This is a genomic window from Gottfriedia sp. NPDC057991, from assembly GCF_042886615.1.
Classification (GTDB): domain Bacteria; phylum Bacillota; class Bacilli; order Bacillales; family Bacillaceae_G; genus Gottfriedia.
In genome coordinates, this window is sequence record NZ_JBHVQN010000005.1 from 123,530 (window position 1) to 147,178 (window position 23,649).

The 23,649-nt window shown below is 33.5% G+C and carries 14 protein-coding genes; 2 read left to right on the forward strand and 12 right to left on the reverse strand.

Going from position 1 to position 23,649, the window contains the following annotated elements:
* Nucleotides 1-21: 21 nt before the first annotated feature.
* The 3 genes from ACFVR2_RS17240 to ACFVR2_RS17250 all read right to left on the reverse strand — a co-directional run bounded on the left by ACFVR2_RS17240 (nt 22) and on the right by ACFVR2_RS17250 (nt 1,502).
* Nucleotides 22-522, reverse strand: coding sequence for a GNAT family N-acetyltransferase (locus ACFVR2_RS17240; protein ID WP_387364258.1), 501 nt, complete (start codon nt 520-522; stop codon nt 22-24).
* Nucleotides 523-723: 201 nt separating this feature from the next.
* Nucleotides 724-1,026 carry a hypothetical protein gene (locus ACFVR2_RS17245; RefSeq protein ID WP_387364261.1) on the reverse strand — a complete coding sequence of 101 codons (303 nt, stop codon included), beginning with the start codon at nt 1,024-1,026 and terminating at the stop codon, nt 724-726.
* Nucleotides 1,027-1,208: 182 nt separating this feature from the next.
* Nucleotides 1,209-1,502 carry a hypothetical protein gene (locus tag ACFVR2_RS17250; RefSeq protein WP_387364264.1) on the reverse strand — a complete coding sequence of 98 codons (294 nt, stop codon included), beginning with the start codon at nt 1,500-1,502 and terminating at the stop codon, nt 1,209-1,211.
* Between the two features lie 434 nt (nt 1,503-1,936).
* Here ACFVR2_RS17250 and ACFVR2_RS17255 point away from each other — a divergent pair, with 434 nt between their 5' ends.
* Nucleotides 1,937-3,262, forward strand: a complete 1,326-nt coding sequence (locus ACFVR2_RS17255) for a C40 family peptidase (RefSeq protein ID WP_387364267.1) — start codon at nt 1,937-1,939, stop codon at nt 3,260-3,262.
* 448 nt (nt 3,263-3,710) lie between these two features.
* Here ACFVR2_RS17255 and ACFVR2_RS17260 read toward each other — a convergent pair whose 3' ends face one another.
* From ACFVR2_RS17260 to ACFVR2_RS17275, 4 genes are all read right to left on the reverse strand, one after another.
* On the reverse strand, nt 3,711-4,277 hold the full coding sequence (locus tag ACFVR2_RS17260) for a 5' nucleotidase, NT5C type (protein WP_387364270.1): 567 nt from the start codon (nt 4,275-4,277) through the stop codon (nt 3,711-3,713).
* 15 nt (nt 4,278-4,292) lie between these two features.
* A complete protein-coding gene (gene ribD, locus ACFVR2_RS17265; RefSeq protein WP_387364273.1) occupies nt 4,293-5,390 on the reverse strand; it encodes a bifunctional diaminohydroxyphosphoribosylaminopyrimidine deaminase/5-amino-6-(5-phosphoribosylamino)uracil reductase RibD in 1,098 nt (365 codons plus the stop codon).
* Nucleotides 5,383-6,144, reverse strand: a complete 762-nt coding sequence (locus ACFVR2_RS17270) for a GTP cyclohydrolase II (protein WP_387364275.1) — start codon at nt 6,142-6,144, stop codon at nt 5,383-5,385. The genes ribD and ACFVR2_RS17270 overlap by 8 nt, the downstream gene beginning before the upstream one ends.
* 90 nt (nt 6,145-6,234) lie before the next feature.
* Nucleotides 6,235-7,329, reverse strand: a complete 1,095-nt coding sequence (locus ACFVR2_RS17275) for an FAD-dependent monooxygenase (RefSeq protein WP_387364278.1) — start codon at nt 7,327-7,329, stop codon at nt 6,235-6,237.
* A 177-nt stretch (nt 7,330-7,506) separates the two neighbouring features.
* Between ACFVR2_RS17275 and ACFVR2_RS17280 the strand changes: the two genes are divergently transcribed.
* Entirely contained in the window at nt 7,507-7,821 is a 315-nt protein-coding gene (locus tag ACFVR2_RS17280) for a winged helix-turn-helix transcriptional regulator (protein ID WP_025671317.1), read from the forward strand.
* A 160-nt stretch (nt 7,822-7,981) separates the two neighbouring features.
* Here ACFVR2_RS17280 and ACFVR2_RS17285 read toward each other — a convergent pair whose 3' ends face one another.
* The 5 genes from ACFVR2_RS17285 to ACFVR2_RS17305 form a co-directional block, all read right to left on the reverse strand.
* Complete coding sequence (locus ACFVR2_RS17285) at nt 7,982-9,232, reverse strand: CynX/NimT family MFS transporter (RefSeq protein ID WP_387364281.1); 1,251 nt, start codon at nt 9,230-9,232, stop codon at nt 7,982-7,984.
* Between the two features lie 169 nt (nt 9,233-9,401).
* A complete protein-coding gene (locus ACFVR2_RS17290; RefSeq protein ID WP_387364284.1) occupies nt 9,402-9,971 on the reverse strand; it encodes a helix-turn-helix domain-containing protein in 570 nt (189 codons plus the stop codon).
* Between the two features lie 282 nt (nt 9,972-10,253).
* Nucleotides 10,254-14,393, reverse strand: coding sequence for a S8 family serine peptidase (locus ACFVR2_RS17295; protein ID WP_387364287.1), 4,140 nt, complete (start codon nt 14,391-14,393; stop codon nt 10,254-10,256).
* Between the two features lie 531 nt (nt 14,394-14,924).
* On the reverse strand, nt 14,925-19,064 hold the full coding sequence (locus tag ACFVR2_RS17300) for a S8 family serine peptidase (RefSeq protein WP_387364290.1): 4,140 nt from the start codon (nt 19,062-19,064) through the stop codon (nt 14,925-14,927).
* A 394-nt stretch (nt 19,065-19,458) separates the two neighbouring features.
* Nucleotides 19,459-23,625: a S8 family serine peptidase gene (locus tag ACFVR2_RS17305; protein ID WP_387364293.1), complete on the reverse strand. Its 4,167-nt coding sequence runs from the start codon at nt 23,623-23,625 to the stop codon at nt 19,459-19,461.
* Between the last annotated feature and the right edge of the window lie 24 nt (nt 23,626-23,649).

Consider the following 23,649-nt stretch of genomic DNA (forward strand, 5'->3'; position numbering starts at 1 on the left):
ATCTCTTCCTTCTTTCTAAACTTAAACTAGTTCCATATGCAGAATAAAGAGCTCACCTTTTCTCCCCATTACTCTAATTCCTTTATCAATAAATCCACTTTTTAAATAAACATGCTGTGCAGCAATATTTTTATGATTCACGCCCAAAATAATTTCATCTCGCTTGGGGAAATTCTCTTTTATAAAAGAAGGCAATAGATTTAAAGATTGTTTCGCAATCCCTTTTCCTTGAAAATTTGTATCAACAGAATAAGCCCTTAATAGAATTGCATTTTTATTATCACTATATTGACTAACGCCATCCCAACCATGCAAAACAAAAAATCCTGCAACATCATTATTACTCAAAATTAAAATCGCATGACGATCAGCCTCTATTGCACATTTTTCTATATTATCTATAGGTAGACCAGTAAATTTAAGATGTTCATCACCAAGAAAATAGTTTTTTAATTGATCATCATATTTATCATTATAAAATTGTAAAGAAATAGTATTTGTCGGTAATAAAGAATTAGACATGAAAATATCCTCCAATAAAAATAGAATTATAAGAATAGTACAACAATTACCATCGTATTTCCATATTGTTTTTTTACTAAATTATTACGATTCTTAATCAACTATTTTGAATTCATGGAGGGTTAAAAAATAATATGTACTCATTTTATAAACAAAAAACCACTTCTCTAGTGGTTTTTCCTCGACAGTTTTCTTTAAAACCTATATTTGCTCAAATGGTTCTGGATACTTTTGCTGAAAATACAATAATAAATCGCTTTTCTTAAGAAGGAGATTTAAACAAATTTGCTGGCTAATCGCAGATTTAAATACAAGTTTATTGCAAAACTGACACTTTTCCTTTTCAATAAATGCATGTTTAATAGACAAAGGGAAAATCGTCTTTTGTTTTCCAGCTAATAATATGTAACCTTGATGATTAACGAAAAAGCTTATTTTATAACCGTCGTATCCTCCAAGCTTACTAATTACCACGTTTTGAATATCTAAGTCTTGAATCACCATGTGATATAGCACCTCCGTTTTCAACAAAATATATGACGAAATGCTATTTTTATGACTCATTATCGTTAAATATTTTCATAAAAAAATAAAAACTACCCAAAAAGTAGTTTTTTATCACGATTTCTTTATTAATTTATTATTTTACTTAGGTCGACGATTGTCAAAAACCATTTTATAGCTGATTAAAATTGTTCAGAATAATGTTCTTGGAAATAAGCTAATATTTCATTTCTTCTATTAAACAATGTTGGACAAACTTGTTGACTAATATTTGATGGAAAAACTAGTTTATTGCAAAGCTCACATGTTCCTTTTTCATTAAAAGTGTGAATTAGAGACAAAGGAAATAATATATTTGTTTTACCGACTAAAAGTACATACTGTTGTTGATTAATTGTAAATCTAATTTTATAGCCTTTATAATCCGTATGTTTTGCAATTTGTATGTTTTGAAGATCAAGTTCAAGCTTTGTCACTTTGACTAGCACCTCCAATTAAAGGGTAGGATTAAGATTTTAATAGACTTTTTTACGCTTGTATTTCCTGACAACTTGTATAATCTATATTATTAGTTTACTTAACAAAACTTTCATAAAGCAATAATCTTATCTGTATTTACTGAAATAAAAAACTATTACGTTTTTTCACAAGTTGCTGAATAGTGAAAATATCTTGCTTCTTCTTGGTTTTTTTTAATAAATTTTGAACTAATTTTACTTTTCCGGAAAAATTTGACACTAAATAAGTGAAGACATCTATGTACTTATGTTAGAATTTAAACTAAATGTGATCTCACATTCTAAATAATTTAATTACCAAATTCATGTAATCTAAGATTTGCCCTTACTATCAAAAGAGGTAAGGGATTTTTCTTTGTTATTTCTGTTATTGGTTAGAGGGAAGGTTAGTAATGAAATCAAAATCAGCAAGTACCTTAATTAAGTTAAATTTGAAAGGAGAAAGAAATAAAAAGCGAGCATTAAACTCAATGGCATTAGTTGGACTTGCATCAACATTAACAATTCAAATTCCATATAATACTACTGCAGCTGCAGCCTCTATTGATTCCAAGAAAACTCTGCAATCTAGTAAACTTTATTCAAATAATGAAATTAGTACATATAAATCAATCGGTAATGGTGTCCACGTAAGATCAGGAGCTGGTACCTCTTATAAGATTTTAGGTAGTGTTAATAAAAACCAAAAACTTGATATAATTTCATTGTCTAATGGTTGGTATAAGATAAAATTTAATGGGTCAACAGGATATATTAGTGCATCTTTTGTTGGAAAAGTGACCGAATCGAATAATAGTAATAATAATCAAGTGGTCAGTTCGGGGAACTACATTTCTACTGGTAATGGTGTCCGCATTAGATCAGGGGCTGGAACTTCTTCTCAGATTTTAGGTAGTGTTAATAAAAATCAAAAACTTGATGTAATCTCATTGTCTAATGGTTGGTATAAGATAAAATTTAATGGGTCACTAGGCTATATTAGCGCATCTTATGTTGGAAAAGTTACCGAATCGAATAACAGTAATAATAATCAAGTAGTCAGTTCGGGAAACTACATTTCTACTGGTAGTGGTGTCCACATTAGATCAGGGGCTGGAACTTCTTATCAGATTTTAGGAAGTGTTAATAAAAATCAAAAACTTGATGTAATCTCATTATCTAATGGCTGGTATAAAATAAAATTTAACGGGTCAACAGGATATATTAGTGCATCTTATGTTGGAAAAGAGACAGGTTCAAATAATACTGATTCAAATAAGGTTGATTCTAATCAGGTAGATTCAAGTATGTCAGATTCAAATAAGACAGATTCTAATAAAGTAGATTCTAATAACTCTCAGTCGTTTGATGTCCAAACTTTAATCAACTTATCGAAAAAGTATTCAGGTGTACCTTATATTTGGGGTGGAGCAACTCCATCTGGCTTTGACTGTAGTGGGTTTATTTCTTATGTATTCAAAGAATCTGGCATGTCACTTCCTAGAACAAACGTTGCAGGTTATTGGTATAATAATTCAAATTTAAAAACCGTAGATGACTTTCAACCTGGAGATTTAATCTTTTTCGAAAACACTTATACTTATGGACCGTCCCACATGGGTATAGTGATTAATAGTAATGAGTTTATCCATGCAAGTAGTAGTTCAGGAGTAACTATTTCTAAAATAAACAATTCATATTGGAACCAACACTTTTTAGGATATAAAAGATTTAAATAAGTTTTCAACATCTTACTTGAAAAAACACCTATCATGGGTGTTTTTTTTTTCGGCTTGTCGACATAACTTTCTCATAACGGGTTCATGAGTATCTATCATTGAAAATGTTGATTTTTCCTTACTCAAATCTTATTTGACCCACAAACTGATTAATAAACACCTGTTAGGATACTCTAAGTAAAGGCTATTTGATTAGGTTTTATTGAAGATTGTTTTTTGATGAATTAGTTGATTGGAACGAAAGGGGTGCTCGACTCCTAAGGGATTAGCGGGAAGGCTGAGACCCCGCAGGCTTCCAGGAGGCTAAAGAATCTCGCCCCATGGAAAGCGAGCATCCTGTATTGGAAATCAACATCACTCTACTCCTTTTACGAAAATTTGGTAATTTAATTGACTAGGTTGTTTTTCAACACCGTGCAAAAAAACACCTTTCACAGGTGTTTTTTTATTAATTACTCTCAATGATCTCTTTTAATTCAGACCAACACGTAATACGTGGGATGTCCAACCCTCGATTATATGAAGTGTCTTTCACATATGCTTTTAAAGTTAATTCTGAGAGTGTGTTCAATATTTCTGGTTTATCATCAAAATAATAATCTAAGCCTAATTCTTTTATAATATGAATTTTTTCCAAATCTTTCATACCGCAATAAAATCGATCTTGATGAATTGGAAATCCATTTTTTAATAGCCATTCTTTTGTTCTTTCACCATATTCTTTATTTCTAGCTGTCACATAATAAATTTCGTGCCCCTGCTTTTCCAATTCTTGTAATGTTTCAACTGCATATGGAAATGGAGGACAAGTCGTAAAGTATGTCTCTTCTAGATTACTCTTCCACATTTTGCTTCCTTCTTCTGCCGTTAAGCCAAAAGGTTCATGAATTTCAACAGTTTTTAATTCATTGTAAGCTTCTATAGGGATATTTTTATTTAATTTTTTATTATAAATGTGAAAAGCATGCTGTCTTAAATCAATTAAAGTATCGTCAATATCGAAACCGAATTTCATTCTAAAAGTCCTTCCTCATGAAGTAATATATTTTGGATAGCCTATGAATTTATAATCAGGACCAATTTTCGTTAATTCAATCTCTTCAAGTTCAATCGCTTGTCCCATTTTATCAAGCCCAGTACCTTCTAAAAATGTAGGTGCATTTTTTCCACCTATTAATTTAGGAGCTAAATAGACAATCACTTTATCAACTAAATTTTGATTCATAAAGGAAGCATTCACTTCTCCACCACCTTCTACTAATAAAGAAGAGATTGAATGATCACCTAGAATTTTTAGCATTTCGTTTAAATCAACTCGACTTAGATCGCTCGTAACAAATACTTTTACACCTAAGTTTTCTAATTCTATTCTTTTTTGTTCAGAGTGTTTTTGACTTGTAAATATCCATGTTTCTGCTAGTTGATCAGTTACAACTTTTGATTCTAAAGGAATCTTTAAAGTTGAATCTAGTATCACTCTAACTGGATTACGCCCGTTTGGAATTCTAGTTGTTAATTCTGGATTATCTTTTAATACTGTGTTTACACCAACTAATATCGCACCAATTTCATTTCTTAATTGATGAACATCATTTCGAGCTTCCGCTGAAGTGATCCATTTACTATCAGAAGAATGGGTAGCAATCTTTCCATCTAATGTAGACGCTGATTTCATTACAACAAAAGGAATGTTTTTAACAATATACTTATTAAATACTTCATTCATTTTGATGGATTGCTCTTCACAAACTCCGATGATTACTTCAATTCCCGCATTTTGAAGAATTTTTACTCCTCTTCCTGCAACTAGCGGATTTGGGTCAAGTGTAGCAATTACAACTTTTTTCAAACCTGCACGTACAACCGCCTCTGCACAAGGACCAGTTCGTCCATGATGAGAGCATGGCTCAAGGGTTACATAAATTGTTCCACCTTCAGCTTTATCTCCTGCCATTCTAAGTGCATTAATTTCAGCATGAGGTTCACCAGCTTTTAAATGAGCACCAATTCCAACAATCCGATTATCATTTACGATTACAGACCCTACTAATGGGTTTGGATCGGTTTGACCTTTCGTAGCCATGGCATTTTGAATAGCTAAATTCATATAAAATTCATGATTACTCACTTGTACGTCCTCCTTTAAAATGACCAGAACGAACAATTTTAGTTTCTAAATACTTTTCGTTATATTTTGATTTGTCTCCCCATAATTGAATTCTTCCAGATACATTAGCTCCAGAGCTTTGAAGAGCATCCAATTTTCTTGGGTTGTTTGTAATTAGAGTAACTGGTTTTGAACGAAGTGTTTTTAATACTCGAATAGCATCTTCGTAGTTTCGTGCGTCATCTACGAAACCTAGCTCTTCATTTGCTTCAACAGTATCAAATCCTTGCTCTTGAAGTACATAAGCCATTGCTTTACTGAATAAACCGATTCCTCTTCCTTCATGGTTTGCTAAATAAAATAATGCACCTGATTCATTTGAAGAAATCATTTTCATTGCTTCTTTTAATTGGAATCCACAGTCACAGCGTTTACTTCCAAATATATCACCCGTATGACAAATACTATGCATTCGAATTAGAGCGTCCTCTGAATTTTCAAAGTCACCATAAACTAATACGCTTGATTGTTGCATTTCTGCTAAATTTGATGAAGCTAATTTACTAATAATTTTTTCAGTGTTATATGATCCATCGCTACAAAAATCTCCTTCGATATCCTCACAGCGTAGCCAACAATACCATTGAAAAATGACTGTTTCTCCATCTAAATTTACTGGTAGTTTAATTGGTCCAACTAAATAAATTGATTTATCGTTATTTTTTATTACATTAATTTTCTCTTTTAATAAAGAAACTACTTTTTCGTTGATCATGAGGCTTCCTCCTGTTTACTTACACTATTTCTTATTGATAATATATTTTTAAATTTTTACTTGTCCATCTTTAAACGTTTAAGGCATTCTTTATATAGTCACATCAAAGTGATGTTTGAATGTACTTTCCTGTGTTAGTTGTTGCTTTTGTAAGCTTTCAACTTCTCCTCGTCTAGCATATTCAAATTTCTTTAACACTATTGTACTAGTATCTTTGTTTTGAATAGCATCTTGAATGATTTCTGCTAAAGTATCCGCATCTTTCATTGCAATATTTACACCAAGCGCAGCAGTAGGACTCATTGTGTGTGCCGCATCACCCATTATAATTAAGCCGTCTTTTACCCATGTTTTGCTACGGCTACTTTGAACATTTAATAATACAAAATCGTTCCAAGATTTTATATTATCTTGAACAGTTTCAGTCAGTTCTGGAAATGCTTCAATTAACTGATTTACAAAAGGATTGAAAGATTTACTTCTTAAGTTCGGAAAAGAACCTTCCTCTATGTTCCATCCAATTTGAATAAACCCTCCTGCTTGAGTAAACAAAGCCAATTGTTGTTTATTAATCAATGTTAATCTAACTGTTGGATCCCAACTTGCTGGTCTTGGTACTTTAGCCCAAAGTAGATCGTACCCATGTTTTATAATATCCGTGTGTATATTTGCTAATTTACGAATCGTTGAAAATCGACCGTCGGCACCAATTATAATCGAGCTATTAATTGTTATTTCAGTACCATTCCTTATTGCTTTAACACCAATATAGCGACCATTTTGATCTTCTATTAATTTAGACACACGTGTGCCCATTACAAGTTTAAAGTTTTCATATTTATTTGCTTCTTTTAAAATAACATTTAATAAATGATTTTGTGGAACATGAATACCAACGTGTTTTGAACCTTGTGATGGAAAAATACTTTTTATTATTTTATTATCATTCCAATATTCAACACGATCCATTAGCAGGAGTCCGTATTCTTTAACTTTTTCATAAAGATGATGTTTTTTTAATATTTGTTCACCTTGAGAATTTAGATGCTCCCCCCTAAATTCTTTATCAATTCCACTATGTCGTTCCACAAGAACAGTTGAAATATTATTTTTTGCAAGCAAATATGCTAGTAGTGCACCACCTGGTCCTGCACCAACAATACATACATCTGTATTCATATTCATGTTGTTTTGCCACCTATTTATAGACATTTATTATTTTTCTAAAAAAATTATTTAGTTACTTTATGTAAGTAAGTTTAATTTAGTAATAAGCTTACGTCAAGTAATAAATTTATGTATCGTAATCTTGTTATTAATACAAATTTAGTTATAATATGGATATAGGTGAGGTGGTTTTAAATGGATTTTTCTTTATTATGCCCTCGGTTTGAAAAAAGCGTAGAGTTAATTAGTAAACGCTGGGCAATTCTTATAATTTTTCAACTGCTTTCTGGATCACAACGATTTTGTACAATCGAATCAACTTTGCCAATTAGCGGGCGCGTCCTTTCAGAAAGACTTAAGGATTTAGAACAAGCAGGTATTGTAAAACGAGATGTATACCCAGAAACTCCAGTTCGAATCGAATATTCTTTGACAGAAAAAGGACTGGCTTTAGAACCAGTTATTAAGGAATTAATGAAATGGTCGCAAGATTGGACAACAATCGATTAAAAATGGTTTTTGTTTTTTGCTTCGCCTTTTAATTATTTTTTAGAATTCAATTACAAATAAAGGGGATGTCTTATAAGTTAAATTTCTAACTTGTGGACATCCCTTTTTTATTTTGGCTCAGTTTTGATTTTTTTGAGCAAACGATCATTTCATTTCCAATTTATACGTTTTCCTTTTGGGCAGAACCAATATATTGCGCTTTGGACGCTCCAAGACCAAATATAAAGAGTAGAATCGATGCACCAACTAATATTAAAAGTGGAATCTTCCAGCTATTGGTTACATCATGTATAAACCCAAATAGGGTTGGGCCAATTGCCGCAAGCAGGTATCCAATCGATTGGGCCATACCAGATAACTCCGCAGCCTGTTGCGCATTCCTTGTACGTAAGCCAAAAAACATCATGGCTAGGCTAAATGCGAATCCTCCTCCTATGCCTAAAGCGCTGATCCACAAGACGATTAAATTTGAACTACCGTATAGTAACCCAAACATCCCAATTAAAAATAAAATTGCTGCAATAGTCACTAACGAACGTTGACTGGACATGCGCCCTGCGATGACTGGGACGATGAAGGTAAATGGCAGCAAAGCCACTAGCATAACAGAAAGCATCAAGCCAGACTGACTTGAATTCAATCCCTGTTGTTTAAGAATTTCTGGCAGCCAGGCGACAAGTACATAAAAGATCATTGACTGCAGTCCCATGAACAAGGTTACCTGCCACGCTAGTGCCGAACTCCACAAATTCACATGACTATTAGCCGTTTTATTATGAACAGTATCCCTTTTCGCGTTAAGATGTTTCAACTGTGGTAACCAAATTAAAATAGATATAAAGCTTAAAATCCCCCAAATTACCAGTGCGCCTTTCCATCCAAATCCCACTCCAAGTGCAATGGGAACACTCACACCAGAAGCTATTGCTCCAAATAAGTTCATAGAAATGGAATACACGCCCGTCATCAAGCCAATTCGTTCAGGAAATTCACGTTTAATCAGGCCAGGTAACAATACATTACCAACGGAGATAGCCAAACCAAGAATAGCCGTACCTATATATAAAGCAGTAACGCCTGATAGAGAACGTATAGCAATACCAACAGTCAAAAAGACAATAGAACCAAAAATTATTCGTTCCACCCCAAATTTTTGCCCTAATTTAGGTACAATAGGTGAAAAAAACGCAAAAGCTAATAATGGCAACGTAGTAATCATTCCTGCCAATGTATTTGAAATATCCATATCATTCTTAATAAGACCAACAATTGGTCCTACTGAGGTTAAAGGGGCCCTTAAGTTAGCAGCAATAAATACAATACCGACAATCAATATCCAAACCGTTGATTTGCCAACAGTTGAAATGGCCCCTTTATTCTCCTTTTTAATTACTTGATCCATTGAATTCATCCTATTCCTCCTAGCTTTTAAAAAATTCATGTATTGTAGTTTGTTCAATATGTTTTACTGTAAAGACGAGTTTCTATCTATCCATGAAGAGAGAACTGTTTTAAATTAGTAAAGGAATACCTAATCTATTAAGTTGATTGAAGTATACCTTAGGTTAAGCTATAGAAATTCAAATTCTATATTTTAATATAATATGGAGAACAGCGACATCGTTGGTATGATTGGCATATGAATGAGTGCCGTTTGTAGAAAAACTAATCGAATCATATTGATTTAGTGTAAATGTTTCATTATTGTCTGTAATTGTAAGGGTTCCAGACATAACAGTTGCGATTTCTGTTGAATTCTGATGATGTTTTTCCGGATGGTAGGTGCTATTTGGCTGTAAATAAGCACGATACATTTCCATATTATTAATTACATTTTGAAACATCGGCTCAATTGCCCAGTTATTTTCGTCCCCAACAATTCGTAGTCCCTCACCGGCTCTAGATAGATTCACATTACTTTCAGATGAGAATAAAGCCATGAGTGGTATGGATAAGCTATTTGAAATTTTCCATAACATTCCTATTGTTGGATTTGTTTCTCCGCGTTCAATATTTCCTAGCGTAAGCTTACTCACACCCGATAATTCTGATAAGTTTTCAAGACTTAAACGCCTTTCTTTACGAAGTTTTTTTAGTACTGTTCCTACTTGTAAAACAACTTGTCTTTGATCATCAGCTTCTAAATTCATTTTGAGCCACCCTTTGCAATATCATGGGAAAATATAACGTAAAATAATTATTAACGTTTTACATATTATAGTGAATAAAATAATAATAAACAAACCACTTTGTATATTACAATATATTAAATTTATAATTTAATCTAATAAAACATACTTTTTTACAACATTTTTCTTTCTATTCTACTGTACAGTATCCTTTTCGAACTTAATTTGATCTCTTGTTTAGAGAAAACGCACAAAAACCACAAGGAAGAAAATATTCCTTGTGGTTTTTCCTCGGCACCCTAATTATTGAATGCCTAATTCACTCTTAATCGTATCAATTGTCTTACCTTTTGATTTCTTAACCGGTTTTGGCGCATTATCTACAGCTGGGTTTTGCATTAAGTAGTTCTTCTCAACAAATGCAAAGTCTTTCGCATCTACCGTTCCATCAAAATTGATATCTGCTGAACGTTTGTTTGTTCCCCAATATGTTTCAATTGCTAGAGCATCATTAATATCAATTACATTGTCTTTATTGATATCTCCTGCAGTTGCATCATCAATTGTTTCTACACCGATTCTCTTAGCAATACCGTACATAGAACCATCCATCGTGTTATAAACTCTGTCAAATTTGCCGTACGTATTAAAGTGTCCAGGAATATCTGTGATGACTGTAAATGCGTCCTTAGTAATCGGTAATCCAGGAATATAAAATTGTCCAATACTATCCATTGTACCTGTGTAAGATTTTCCATTACGATCAACAATCGTTACATTTGCTCCAATTTTTGTATAATCCGCTTTTTTCAATGTTCCATCTGCATTTTCGAAGCTTTCAGGATGAATATAACTAGTTACACTTGAGAAATTTGGTAAAACTGCGATTGGTGCAATATAAGTTAATGGTTTCGTCACCATATTGTCAACACCTGTAAAAGTTGATGTAACAGTTCTAAAGCTAGAAGAAGAAATAACATCTTTCATTTCTGGAACTTTAATTGTGACGTCAACCATTGGAATATCACCTGATACATCTTGTGAGCCATCAAATGTTACATTCACATCAGATTTAACGGTCGTACTAGATGGATTTGTCGTTGTTACATTTAATTGTCCACCAAGTTTTTTGGCTGCTGGATTTAATGCAATACTTACGATATCAGTATCAGCTGTTTTCGTAGTAAAACTGTATCCTGCTTGCTTTAACTTATTCGCATTATTAGCAGTAAGTGTAATTGTATTTGTATCACCAGGATGTGTAATCAGTTTGTTTAATCTTGTTTTAGAGTTTGGTTGACCGTATACATACTGAGTACCTTCTTTAACGAAGTAGTATTGCTTGTCACCAAACAAGTTTGAAGCTTGGTCGCCTGCAACGAAACGAAGAGAAGATGCTGCAATACTCGGTACCATTTCAATTTCATCATTGGCAGAATTTCCATTTTCGTCTAAAGTAAGTTTTCCACCCATGAAAGGACTATTATAGTAATAGCCAATTGTATTCTTAGACTGATCTGCATTTATACCTGCTGCCTTCATGATGTCAACTGACTTGTCATTGATTGAAGCAGTATATGGGACGGACTTTTGATCTGCTTTATATTCAATAAATGGATTTCCTTCTTTCTCGCCTTCTACGTGAATATCGAATTTATTTGGCATCGTATTATCAACTAATAAATCCTTTGCTATCGTATATGCCTTACCAGCATCATCATATCCAATTAATTTCACTTTATATAATCCTTCATTAGCTAAAACCGATTTTGAACTAATTGGATTAGTAGGGTCATCTGTAAAAGGATAATAAACTCCTACTCCTGCCGAAAATTGATATTGTACACCTTCATCAAATCTAACACCATCGTAACTGTTCATTAACCCTAAGTCCTGACCTGTCACTGCATCAGTTAGAACTACATCGATATATCTCATGTGTGACTTTAACGAGAATTTAGCGAATATATATGGGTCAAATAATGGATTACTTAAATTATTACGGTCAGTTGAAATAGACTGGCGTAGTAGACTCATATCTTGGAATCCTTTTTCCACAAAATGTACGCCAAATGGTACACGATATGTTTCAGATGAATTATCTTTATTTGTATAAACTACATATCCTTCGTAAATTCCTTTTTCAGCTGTTTTAGGAATGTTTAACGTAATGTTTGTTTTCTTTTGACTTATTCCTTTAAGTGTTACTGAAGATGGAGCTTGAACTGTTACACCATTGGCTGCTGCATCTTTTGAACCGCGTAGATTTGATTGGAAATTAACTTTCACATCAAACGTTTTCGTCTTTTCTCCTCTGTTCATTAAAGTGACAGAACGTGAATCTGAGAAGTCTTTTCCGTCATATGCTACATTACCAAAACTTAGTGCTCCAGTATCCTCATTTATTTGTTTTTCTTTTCCATTGATAATCATTGGTGTTTTTTCTTGTACTTTAATTTCAATTGTGGAATGAATTGCATTATACGGATCAATTCGTCCTGCACCTTGTTCAAACACGCTGTATGGCTTGCTTAATGAATCTGCTGAATTCATTAAAATTGCTTTTATATCTTCTGGTTGTAAGCTATGGTTAGCTTGTTTTAATAATGCGGCAACCCCCGTTGTAAATGGAGTAGCCATTGATGTACCTGACATACGCTGATACGCATTTTTATAATCTGTAGGGTTATTTGGGTTGTTAATAAAGCCTGGTACTGTTGAAAGTACGCTCACACCTGGAGCAGTAATTTCTGGTTTAATATCATAAGTTAATCTTGCAGGTCCTCTTGAACTGAAGTCTGCTAATGTGTCGCCTTGTGTTTTTACTTCACTCATATCTGAGATCGTAAAGTTAGCTGAACCTGTTTGTAGTTTTTGTTTTAATGCAAGTCCTTCTGCATTTGATAAAGAGAAAGATGGAATGAAGTTTACGCCTTCTCCTAAATAACTTGGAATTAACCCTTCAGTTGGATTATCATTGTACATTAGAACTGCAACTGCACCTTGTTGCTTAGCTACAGCTATTTTAGAATCCAACGTATAAGTTCCGCGGCTCATTAAGACAATTTTACCTTTAACATCTTTTCCCGTATATGCTTCTCCTAAATTCACATCTACTACTGGTAAAGTTTGCCCTTTTAGTTTTGTAATGTCATCACCGTAGCCACTTGCCATTAATCGTAAATCCGCAGATACATTATCCATCGAACCTTTAGCAGACATCGTTGTAATTGGAACATCACTTGCTCCAACTGTTAACGCTAAAGCTGCAGTTCCTGGAGATCCTAATGTATACATTTTATTTCCTGAGTTTCCAGCAGCAACAACTGCTGTTACTCCATTTAGTACTGCGTTATTAATCGCAATACTTTCGGCAATTAGTGGGTCATTGTAATCAGCTCCTAGTGAAAGGTTCATAACATCTATTCCGTCAGCTACAGCTTGGTCAATACCTGCTATGATATTTTCAGTCGTACCACTTCCACCTGGGCCTAATACACGGTACACATAAAGATCAGCATCAGGAGCTATACCAGTTGTCGCATATTCACTTTCATTTTTCCCTTGACCTACAATTGTACCTGATACGTGAGTTCCATGTTCTGTTACATAACTTGCTGCACCTGAAGTTCCTCCTGGCTTACCAGCTTTTACCCAATCAGCATAACTAGTTTCCATCGGATCATTGTCATTATCTACGAAATCGTATCCACCTTTAAATGCTGCCTTAATGTCTGGATGGTTATAGTCAACACCTGTATCTAGAACTGCTACCTTTACACCCTTACCTGTATAACCTTCTTGATGTAATTTATCTATTTTAAGATAAGTTCGCTCGTCTGCCATTCCTTTACCAGTCGATTTCTCTGAAACATCTTTTCCTTCAACCGGAAGCTCAGATTTTACAGTTACATCACTATAAATTGCTTGTACAGCTGATGATTTCATTAATTTTGATAGTTTATTTGCTGGCACTTCTAGAGCTACACCATTAAAAGCATGTTTATATTCTCGTTTTATTTTATAATCGCCATCAGATTTCGTTTTAAATAAAGCACCCAAATCTTCTTTAAAAGTTGAATGTTCAGCATTTGCATTACTTTGTGCTTTTTCTTCTGATAAGACTTCTCCTTTTAAAGCTGCTTCTAATACAGCAATTTTTTGTGGCTTTTGTTTAAATGAAACGATTACTGAAACATTTTCTGCACTATTCAAGTTCACGCTCGAATCTAGAAAAAGCCCTGTTTGATCAGTACTTGAAAGCTTTTGTAATGCCTCTCTTTGTTGTTGCGTTAATTTAGCTAAAATTGATTCTGCAGTTGAAGCATTTTCAGCTTTCGTTACATTTGATACATGACCTAATGAACCTAACACAAAACTAGTTGATAATACTGCAACTGATAGGCTTTTTACTAGTTTACGATTACCCGTTCTTTTTAACATGCTCTTCCCCCAAATATTCTAGTTATCAAATGAAGTTTCTAATGTTAGAGTTATATGAATCTAAAATGATCTGTTTTTATATTCGAATATCGCTCTTCATTAAATGATTCCTTTGTAAAACTAATTATCTAGAATATTCTAATAATTAACAATCGGGTTATTAAATGCTAATAAAATCAATACTTTTACAACTCAGGCCATCTTTTCGACAATTTTCTACTAAAAATTCGGTTAAAATTTGGCATTTTATTACCTTTTAATGATTTAATTTAAAGCTTAATTGATTTTCAGAAAAATATTTTTGCACTTTTCTATAAAAAAACGATTTAACAGTACCACTTCAGTGTCAATCTTTCAGTGTAATTTATGAATATATGTTACTATTTTTTCAATAGAAAAAAACACAATTTGAGAACTAATTATGAAATCTATAGAGAAGTAGGTTTCTATACTGAATGACGCGAAACTTCAAAGGCTAAACAGTTAAAGTAAAAAGCCTGTCCAAAATATGAACAGGCTTTTACATTTTTATTATAATCCTAATTGACTCTTAATTGACTCTAATGTACTTCCTTTATAATTTTTAACTGGTTTTGGTGGTGCTGGAACCCAAGGATTTTGCATTAAGTAATTCTTTTCTACGAATGCAAGGTCTTTCGCGTCAACAGTTCCATCGAAATTGATATCAGCACTACGTTTATTTGTTCCCCAATAAGTTTGGATTGCTAATGCATCGTTTAGATCGATTACATCGTCTTTATTTACATCTCCTGCAGTTGCATAAGGAGTACTTTCTACACCTACTCTATATGATACACCGTATACACCGTCATCTAAACCAAAGTATGCGTTAATTCTCGAATATCGCGTTGTAAAATGACCCGGTATATCTTGGATTAAAGTATAATCATCTTTTGATGGATCCAGTCCTGTAATATCAAATGACCCATTTTTTGCAACTATATTTGTTTTGACTACTTTACCATTACTATCAATTACTGTTAAAGTTGGCGAAATCTTTGAGTAATCCTTTGAATAATCATAGTTACCTTTTGCATCTAAAAATCCTTGAGCATGAATATAACCTTGGAATTCAGTTTGATTATTTAAGATACCGATTGGCGAAACGCTTGAAAAAACATTAGTTGATACATTATTTATATCTGTAAATTGTGATGTTACTGAGTTAAATGAATAAGCATTTTTCGGATCTAGTGGATTTGGAATTTCAATTGTTAAATCAACCATTGGTAAGTCCCCATCTATTCCTGAAGTTCCGTTAAAGTTAACAGTAACATCTGATGAAGTTGTACTTCCCGATGTAGTTTGTTTAACATCTAGTGTTCCACCAAGTTTTTGTGCAGCAGGATTCAATGAAATTTTCGTAATTTTTGTCCCTGGAGTATCTGAGAACTTATAATTTGCCTTCGCTAGTTTACTTACATTATTTGCATTTAATGTCATCGTAAAAGTTTCACCTGGTTTTACAAAAGCTGCATTAAATTTTGTCGGTTTATTTGCTTCAACAGAAACATATGGTGTATGTTCATTTACAAAATAGTATTGTTTTTGAAGATAACCATTTGTTGCTTCGTCCATCCCTTCAAATTTAACACTTAGAACACTTTGGCCCGGTAACATAGCAATATCATCGGATGCATTACCCTCTTTATCTAGCTTCAAGTTACCATTTGGTAACCAAGAGTTGTAAGAATAGTAAATTTGATTTTGTGTTTGATCTGCAGCCATACCAGCTGCTTTTTTTACATCTACATTATCATCAGTAATCTGAGCTGTTACACCTAAAGTATCCTGACCATCTTTATACTCAACAATTTGTTTACCCGGTACTTCCCCCTCCACATGCATATTCCATTTAGGTTTTGTACCATCCACAAATAAATCTTGACTAACAGTATATTGTTTTCCATTATCATCTGTACCAATCATTTTTAATACATATTGCCCCGCTTTTGGTACGACAAGATGATCTTGGTTTGTATCAATTGGATTTTCTGGATCATTTGTAAATGGATAGTAAAATCCAAAATAGACGAAAGGAAGTGAAATATCTACACCTTCATTAAATGCTACTCCATCATACGAATTAACAACACCAAGGTCTTTGCCAGTTTTTGCATCTGAGATAACGACATCAATTGATCTCATATGTGATTTTAAGGCAATGTTAGCCGCATCTGTTCGATTCCATTTTTGACTGCTCTGACTAAGCGATTCAGGTACTGATTGTTTATACAGTTTGAAGTAATCAAATCCTTGCTCAACGTAGTGAACGCCAAATGGAATACGATATGTTTCTGATGGATTATCTTTGTTTGTATATACTACATATCCTTCGTAAATTCCTTTTTCTGCTGTCTTTGGAATAGTTAATGTAATAGCTGTTTTCTTTTGGCTAATTCCTTTTAATGTAACTGTCGATGGAGTTTGAACAGTTACACCATTTGCTGCTGCATCCTTTGAACCACGTAAGTTTGATTGGAAATTAACTTTCACATCAAATGTTTTTGACTTTTCTCCTCTATTCATCAAAGTGATTGTGCGGCTATCTGAATAGTCATTTCCATTAAATGATACATTTCCGAAGCTAAGTGCACCTGTTTCTTCATTGATTTGTTTTTCTCTTCCATTAATGATCGTTGGTGTTTTTTCTTGCACTTTAATTTCAATCGTTGAATGGATTGCATTATATGGATCAATACGTCCTGCACCTTGTTCAAATACACTGTATGGCTTACTTAAAGAATCTGCAGTATTCATTAAAATCGCTTTGATATCTTCTGGTTGTAAATTATGATTCGCTTGTTTTAATAATGCTGCAACACCTGTTGTAAATGGAGTAGCCATTGATGTACCTGACATACGCTGATATGCATTTGAATAATCTGAAGGATTATTTGGGTTGTTAATAAAACCAGGTACTGTTGATAATACACTTACACCTGGAGCTGTAATTTCTGGTTTAATATCATAAGTTAATCTTGCAGGTCCTCTTGAACTGAAGTCAGCTAACGTATCTCCCTGAGTTTTCGCTTCACCTATATCAGTGAATGTAAAGTTAACAGAACCTGATTGTAGCTTTTGCTTCAAAGCAAGTCCATCTGCGTTAGATAATGAGAACGTTGGGATGAAATTTACACCATCTCCTAAGAAGGTTGGGATTTGTCCTTCAGTTGGATTGTCATTATACATAAGAACTGCTGCAGCGCCTTGTGATTTAGCAACCGCAATTTTAGAATCTAATGTATACGTTCCACGACTCATTAGAACAATTTTACCTTTTACATCTTTACCAGAGTATGCTTCTCCTAGATTTACATCTACAACCGAATTCGTTACACCTTTTAATTTTGAAACATCATCACCAACGCCTTTTGCCATTAAAAGTAAAGATGCAGTTGCATTGTCGATCGCACCTTTCCCTCCAAGTGTCGTAATTGGTACACTACTTGCGCCTACTGTTAACGCTAAAGCTGCCGTTCCTGGTGAACCTAGCGTATACATTTTATTCCCTGCATTTCCAGCAGCAACTACTGCAGTTACACCATTTAGTACAGCATTATTAATCGCAATACTTTCAGGAAGTAGTGGGTCATTATAATTTGCGCCTAGTGAAAGATTCATAACATCCATTCCGTCTGCAACTGCTTGATCAATACCCGCAATGATATTATCAGTTGTACCGCTACCACCTGGTCCTAATACTCGATAAACATAAAGATCAGCATCTGGAGCAATACCAGTTGTTGCATCTTCACTTTTATTTTTTCCTTGCCCTACAATCGTACCTGATACATGAGTTCCATGTTCAGTTACATAATTTGCTGCGCCTGTTGCTCCATACGGTTTACCTGCTTTTACATAATCAGCATAAGTAGTTTCCATTGGATCATTATCATTATCGACGAAATCGTATCCACCTTTAAATGCAGCTTTAATGTCTGGATGGTTATAATCAACACCTGTATCAATAACAGCTACCTTTACTCCTTTACCTGTATAGCCTTCTTGATGTAATTTATCAATTTGTAAATAAGAACGCTCATCTGCCATTCCTTTACCTGTTGAATTTGTAGATGAATCTTTCCCTTCAACTGGAAGTTCCGATTTCACTGTTACATCGCTATAAATAGCTTGTACAGCTGTTGATTTCATTAAATCATTTAGTTTATTTGCAGGGACTTCTAAAGCTACCCCGTTAAATGCATGTTTATATTCACGTTTTATTTTATATGAACCATCAGATTTTGTTTTAAATAAAGAACCTATGTCTGATTTAAACTTAGTATGATCTGCATTTGCATTGCTTGCTGCTTCTGAATCTGATAAAGCTTGTCCTTTTAAAGCAGCTTCTAATACAGCGATTTTCTGTGGTTTTTGTTTAAATGAAACAATTACTGAAACAGTTTCAGGACTATTTAGATTTACATTTGAATCAAGAAAAAGACCTGATTGATCAGTCGTTGAAATCCTTTGTAAAGCATCTCTTTGCTGTGGAGTTAATTTAGCTAAAATTGTTTCTGCATTTGAGACAGCATCGGCTTTTGTTACATTTGAAACATGACTTAAAGAACTTAAAATAAAACTAGTAGATAAAGCAGCTACTGTAAGGCTTTTTGCAATTTTACTTTTACTCGTTCTCTTTAACATACTCTTCCCCCATTTATAGTAAGATTCGCAAAATGAAGTTATTAATAGTAGAGGAACTTTGAATCTAAAACTCTAGCTTTTATATTCTAAAAATCCATCAACCTAATAATCACTCCCTAATACTAATTATTAAAAATATTCGAATAATTAACAATCGGGTTATATTTGGTGGATTACTTCAATGTTTTTCCTTTTCTTTTACTTTTTTCGACAATATTCGTAAAAAAAGTTTATAAACTTTTGATATATTTATAAGTATTTCTTATATTTTTATAGATTTGATTTGTCGAAAAATTTAGTTTTTTGTATGTTTTTCAGCTTTTTTAGGGATTCCAACTCGTATTACTTTATATAAAAAAAAGAGAAGCCGATATCAGCTTCCCCTCATTCTTTGTTATTGTAATCCTAATTGAGTTAATACATCATCTAATGTAACACCTTTATAAGCAGTTTTTGCTTTTGGCGCATTTGATACAGTCGGATTTTGTAATCCAAAGTTTTTAACAATATAATCCATATCTTTTTTATCTACAACTTTATCAAAATTAAAATCTGCAGTTGCTTTGTTTGTACCCCAATATGTTTGGACAGCTAATGCATCTAGAATATCGATTACATTATCTTTGTTTACATCTCCTGCTGCTGCAGTTGGTAAATTAAAGGCCAATCTTTTTCCTACTATTTCACCACGTACATTATTAGATAAAACAATTTGTTTGTTCATAGTGAAATGACCAGGTACATCAACAGTTAAAGTATAAGGTGTTACGTCAGCTTTTAGGCCTTCAATGATATACTGACCGCTCTTATTTAAACTTGACGGAGTAGCTGTTGTTTTTCCATCATAAGAAGTAACTTTTACATTTGCCCCAACCTTACTTAAATCAATTGAATAAATAGATTGACCTGAGGCATCTTTTGCCCCTTCAACTTGTACTGACCCATCTAATCTTGAATACGTTGGTTTATATTTGATACTTTCCATGTAAGAGTAGACATTATTAGTCTCTACATTTGATTGATCAATCGTAGAGGCTGTCATTGTATACCAATTGAATGCAGACCCTCCATAAAGTCCATCCGTAAACTTTTTAGCCGTTTTAAGGTCGAAATTAAATAATTGTAAGTCTTCTGGTAATGTTTTGTTCCCTGAATAAGTGAATGTAATTGTATAGTTCGTATTAGACGGATTTGTTTGAACAGCAGCTACAGAAACTTGCGCATCACCATACTGCTTAACTGCATCATTTACTACTACATTCTCAATTGAAGCAAGGTTAGGATCAACTGGTATTGTAATTTTAGATGTTTTTAAGTTTTTAACATTATTTGAACGAACACTATAATTTACTGTGTCTCCATTTGATACGATTTGTTTATTTGCTTTTAAATAGTAATAAGGTAAATTGTGATCCACAAACACTACTCTTAACATATTAAAAGCATTTCCTATAACGTTTCTTGCATAATCCATTCCATAAAACTGAACTTGTAAAGGTGCAGCTTGTTTTCTAACTACAAGTTTATCTGTGTAATTCCCATTTTTATCTGTATAAATTGGTGCTTTCGGCCATGGACCATTATAGAATGTAACAACTGAATTGTCTGATTGATCAACTGGAAAACCTAGTTTACTTGCTTCTTCTGTTTCAGGATCATTTAAGTTAATGTTAAAGTCATATAAGAATTGTCCATTTGAATCAAATTGACTATCATTAGTTTCAATTACTTTTTGATCTAATGAATCAAAGCTAGAAGTCATAGTTGGCGCACCTTGGTCATAGATGAACTCAGAAGATTTTGTAAATGTTTTACCTTGTTCATTTGATCCAACCATCTTTATTTTATAGCGTCCTGGTTGTGCAATTTCTGGTTGATAACTAATTGGATTCTTTGAATCACCAGTAAATGGATAATATGATCCCGTAAATCCTTTTGTAACATAATAAGTTTGATTTTCGTTCAATAAAATTGGACTCAAGGAGCCTAATAAACCTAGATCTTCACCTGTTATAGCATCTTGTAAAATAATATCTAATGTTTTCATATGCGATTTTAATGAGAATGTAAACGATTCGAAAGGCCAAGCATTTTCCGGCCATGCTGTATCAGTTGAAAACATTGGTAAGGCGTCAACTGAATCAATGCCTTCATTTATTACTCGTCCACCAAACGGAATTTGATATGTTTCTGATGAATCTTGAGTATTCGTAAACGTAATATACCCTTCATACGTACCTTTTTCAGCTGTCTTTGGAATGTTTAAGTTAAATTTAATTGATTTTTGACTAATACCATTTAATTTAACTGTTGAAGGACCTAATAAAGTTACATTGTTCTGAGCTGCATCCTTTGAGCCTCTTAAGCCAGTTTGGAATTTCACATCTACATTAAATGTTTTTGCTTTTTCGCTACGGTTTTTTAATGTTACAGTACGTGAATCAGCAATATCTTGATTATCAAATCCAAATGATCCAAAACTCATTCCACCTGTTAATTCTTGAATTGATTTTTGCTGTCCATTAATAATCGTAGGTGTCTTGTCTACTACCTCTAATTCTACATTTGAGTGAATTGCTTCAAAAGCATCTACTCGTCCACTTCCTGCTTCAAAAACACTATATGCTTTTGAAAGTGGGTCTGCTGTGTTCATTAAAATAGATTTAATATCTTCCGGTTTTAAATCTTTATTTGATTGAAGTAATAATGCAGATACGCCTGCTACATAAGGCGTTGCCATTGAAGTACCTGATAAACGCTCATACGCATACTTGTAATCCTCTGGTTTTGATCCATCAACTGTTTTGTCGTTTACATAGAATGGTACAGTTGAAAGAATTGACACACCAGGTGCAGTTACTTCCGGTTTAATATCATAGTTCACTCGAGATGGACCTCTAGAACTAAATGACGCTAATTCATCTGAAGCAGTCTTTAGTTTTGTGAAATCACCAAATGTAAAGTCTGTTTTTCCGGCTTTAATTGCAGCAGCGATTGTATTACCTTCATCATTTGAAACTGAGAATGCAGGAATCGCATCGACTGATTCACCAAGGAATGATTGTATTGCACCTTCTGCTTTATTCGTTTCATCGTTATACATTAAAACGCCAGCAGCACCTTTTGCTTTTGCATTTTTGATTTTGTCTATCAATGCAATTGAACCACGTTTAATGAACGCAATCTTACCGTTTAGATCTTTTCCATTAAAATCTGATGGATTAGCTAGTCCAACATCAACAAGTTGATATGTTTTACCTTTTAATGTTGTTAAATCATCTTTATAATTTCTTGCTAATTGTCTTAATGAGTAATTTTTATCATCTTGTACACCTGCGTATTGATAGATATCAAGTGCGATAGATGATGCACCAACTGTTAAAGCTAATGCTGCAGTACCAGGTGAACCAACCGTGTACATTTTGTCCCCGCTATTACCCGCTGCAACAACTGTCGTTACTCCACTTAATACTGCATTGTTTACCGCAATTGAAGTCGCATATAGTGGGTCATTTAACGTTGCACCTAATGACATATTAATAACATTCATACCGTCTTTTACTGCTCTGTCAATTCCTGCAAGAATTGCATCTGTTGTCCCGCTACCGTAAGGACCAAGTACTTTATAAGAATAAATATCCGACTCTGGAGCAGCACCAACAGTTTTATATTCACTATTCGCTTTACCACGACCACCAATGATTCCCGCTACATGTGTTCCATGTTCAGTATAATATGCACTGCCACTTATGAATTCTGATTGTCCTGACTTTTTCCAATCTGCATAGGTTGTTTCCATTGGGTCATTATCATTGTTTACGAAATCATATCCACCTTTATATGCATCTTTCAAATCTGGGTGGTTATAGTCAATCCCTGTATCTAATATCCCTATTTTAATTCCTTTACCCGTAAAACCTTCCGCATGCAAACGATCTAGAGCATCATAAGGTGTATAGTTTCCAACATTCGCTTCGTCTGCTTTTAATTGTTTATTGTCCGTAGGGGGATCAATTGAAAAAGTTTGGTTACTCCAAACTGTTTTTACAGCTTTTGATTTTAATAGGTTTTTAATTTGATTTGCTGGTAGACTCATAGACACACCATTAAAGGCATTTTTATATGAACGCTTTATCGTATAATCTACTTTTTTTGTTTTGCCACTATCTAATACTTGCCCAACATCTTCAGCAAATGTCTCATGATCTTGATCGACTAAATTTGCTGCCTCTGATGCAGTTAATGATTTACCTTCTACACTTGCTTCGATTTGAGCAACTTTAGCAGGTTTATTTGCAAACTCAACAATAACACTTATTTGTTCCGTTGAGTTTAAATTAATATCTGAAGAAATTTGCAGACCTGATTCTTCATTAGTCGAAAGCTGTTCTAGTGCTGCTCTTTGCTCTGAAGTTAAGTTTGCTAAAATATCTTCTACATTTCTTGGACTTGCTGCTTTTGTATTATTGGTTACATGACCAAGTGAGCTCAAAATAAAACCCGAAGTTAAAGCTAAAACGGTAAAGCTTTTTAAAAACTTTTTCTCTGTCTTTCTCCCCATTTCTCTTCCTCCTAGATAATTTAC

Bases quoted from the DNA above. Each gene is read 5' to 3' on its own strand.
- ACFVR2_RS17240 (WP_387364258.1), bottom strand. From the start codon at position 522: ATGTCTAATTCTTTATTACCGACAAATACTATTTCTTTACAATTTTAT.
- ACFVR2_RS17260 (WP_387364270.1), bottom strand. From the start codon at position 4,277: ATGAAATTCGGTTTCGATATTGACGATACTTTAATTGATTTAAGACAG.
- ACFVR2_RS17270 (WP_387364275.1), bottom strand. From the start codon at position 6,144: ATGATCAACGAAAAAGTAGTTTCTTTATTAAAAGAGAAAATTAATGTA.
- ACFVR2_RS17295 (WP_387364287.1), bottom strand. From the start codon at position 14,393: ATGTTAAAAAGAACGGGTAATCGTAAACTAGTAAAAAGCCTATCAGTT.
- ACFVR2_RS17280 (WP_025671317.1), top strand. From the start codon at position 7,507: ATGGATTTTTCTTTATTATGCCCTCGGTTTGAAAAAAGCGTAGAGTTA.
- ACFVR2_RS17285 (WP_387364281.1), bottom strand. From the start codon at position 9,232: ATGAATTCAATGGATCAAGTAATTAAAAAGGAGAATAAAGGGGCCATT.
- ACFVR2_RS17275 (WP_387364278.1), bottom strand. From the start codon at position 7,329: ATGAATATGAATACAGATGTATGTATTGTTGGTGCAGGACCAGGTGGT.
- ACFVR2_RS17245 (WP_387364261.1), bottom strand. From the start codon at position 1,026: ATGGTGATTCAAGACTTAGATATTCAAAACGTGGTAATTAGTAAGCTT.
- ACFVR2_RS17290 (WP_387364284.1), bottom strand. From the start codon at position 9,971: ATGAATTTAGAAGCTGATGATCAAAGACAAGTTGTTTTACAAGTAGGA.
- ACFVR2_RS17300 (WP_387364290.1), bottom strand. From the start codon at position 19,064: ATGTTAAAGAGAACGAGTAAAAGTAAAATTGCAAAAAGCCTTACAGTA.
- ACFVR2_RS17255 (WP_387364267.1), top strand. From the start codon at position 1,937: ATGAAATCAAAATCAGCAAGTACCTTAATTAAGTTAAATTTGAAAGGA.
- ACFVR2_RS17305 (WP_387364293.1), bottom strand. From the start codon at position 23,625: ATGGGGAGAAAGACAGAGAAAAAGTTTTTAAAAAGCTTTACCGTTTTA.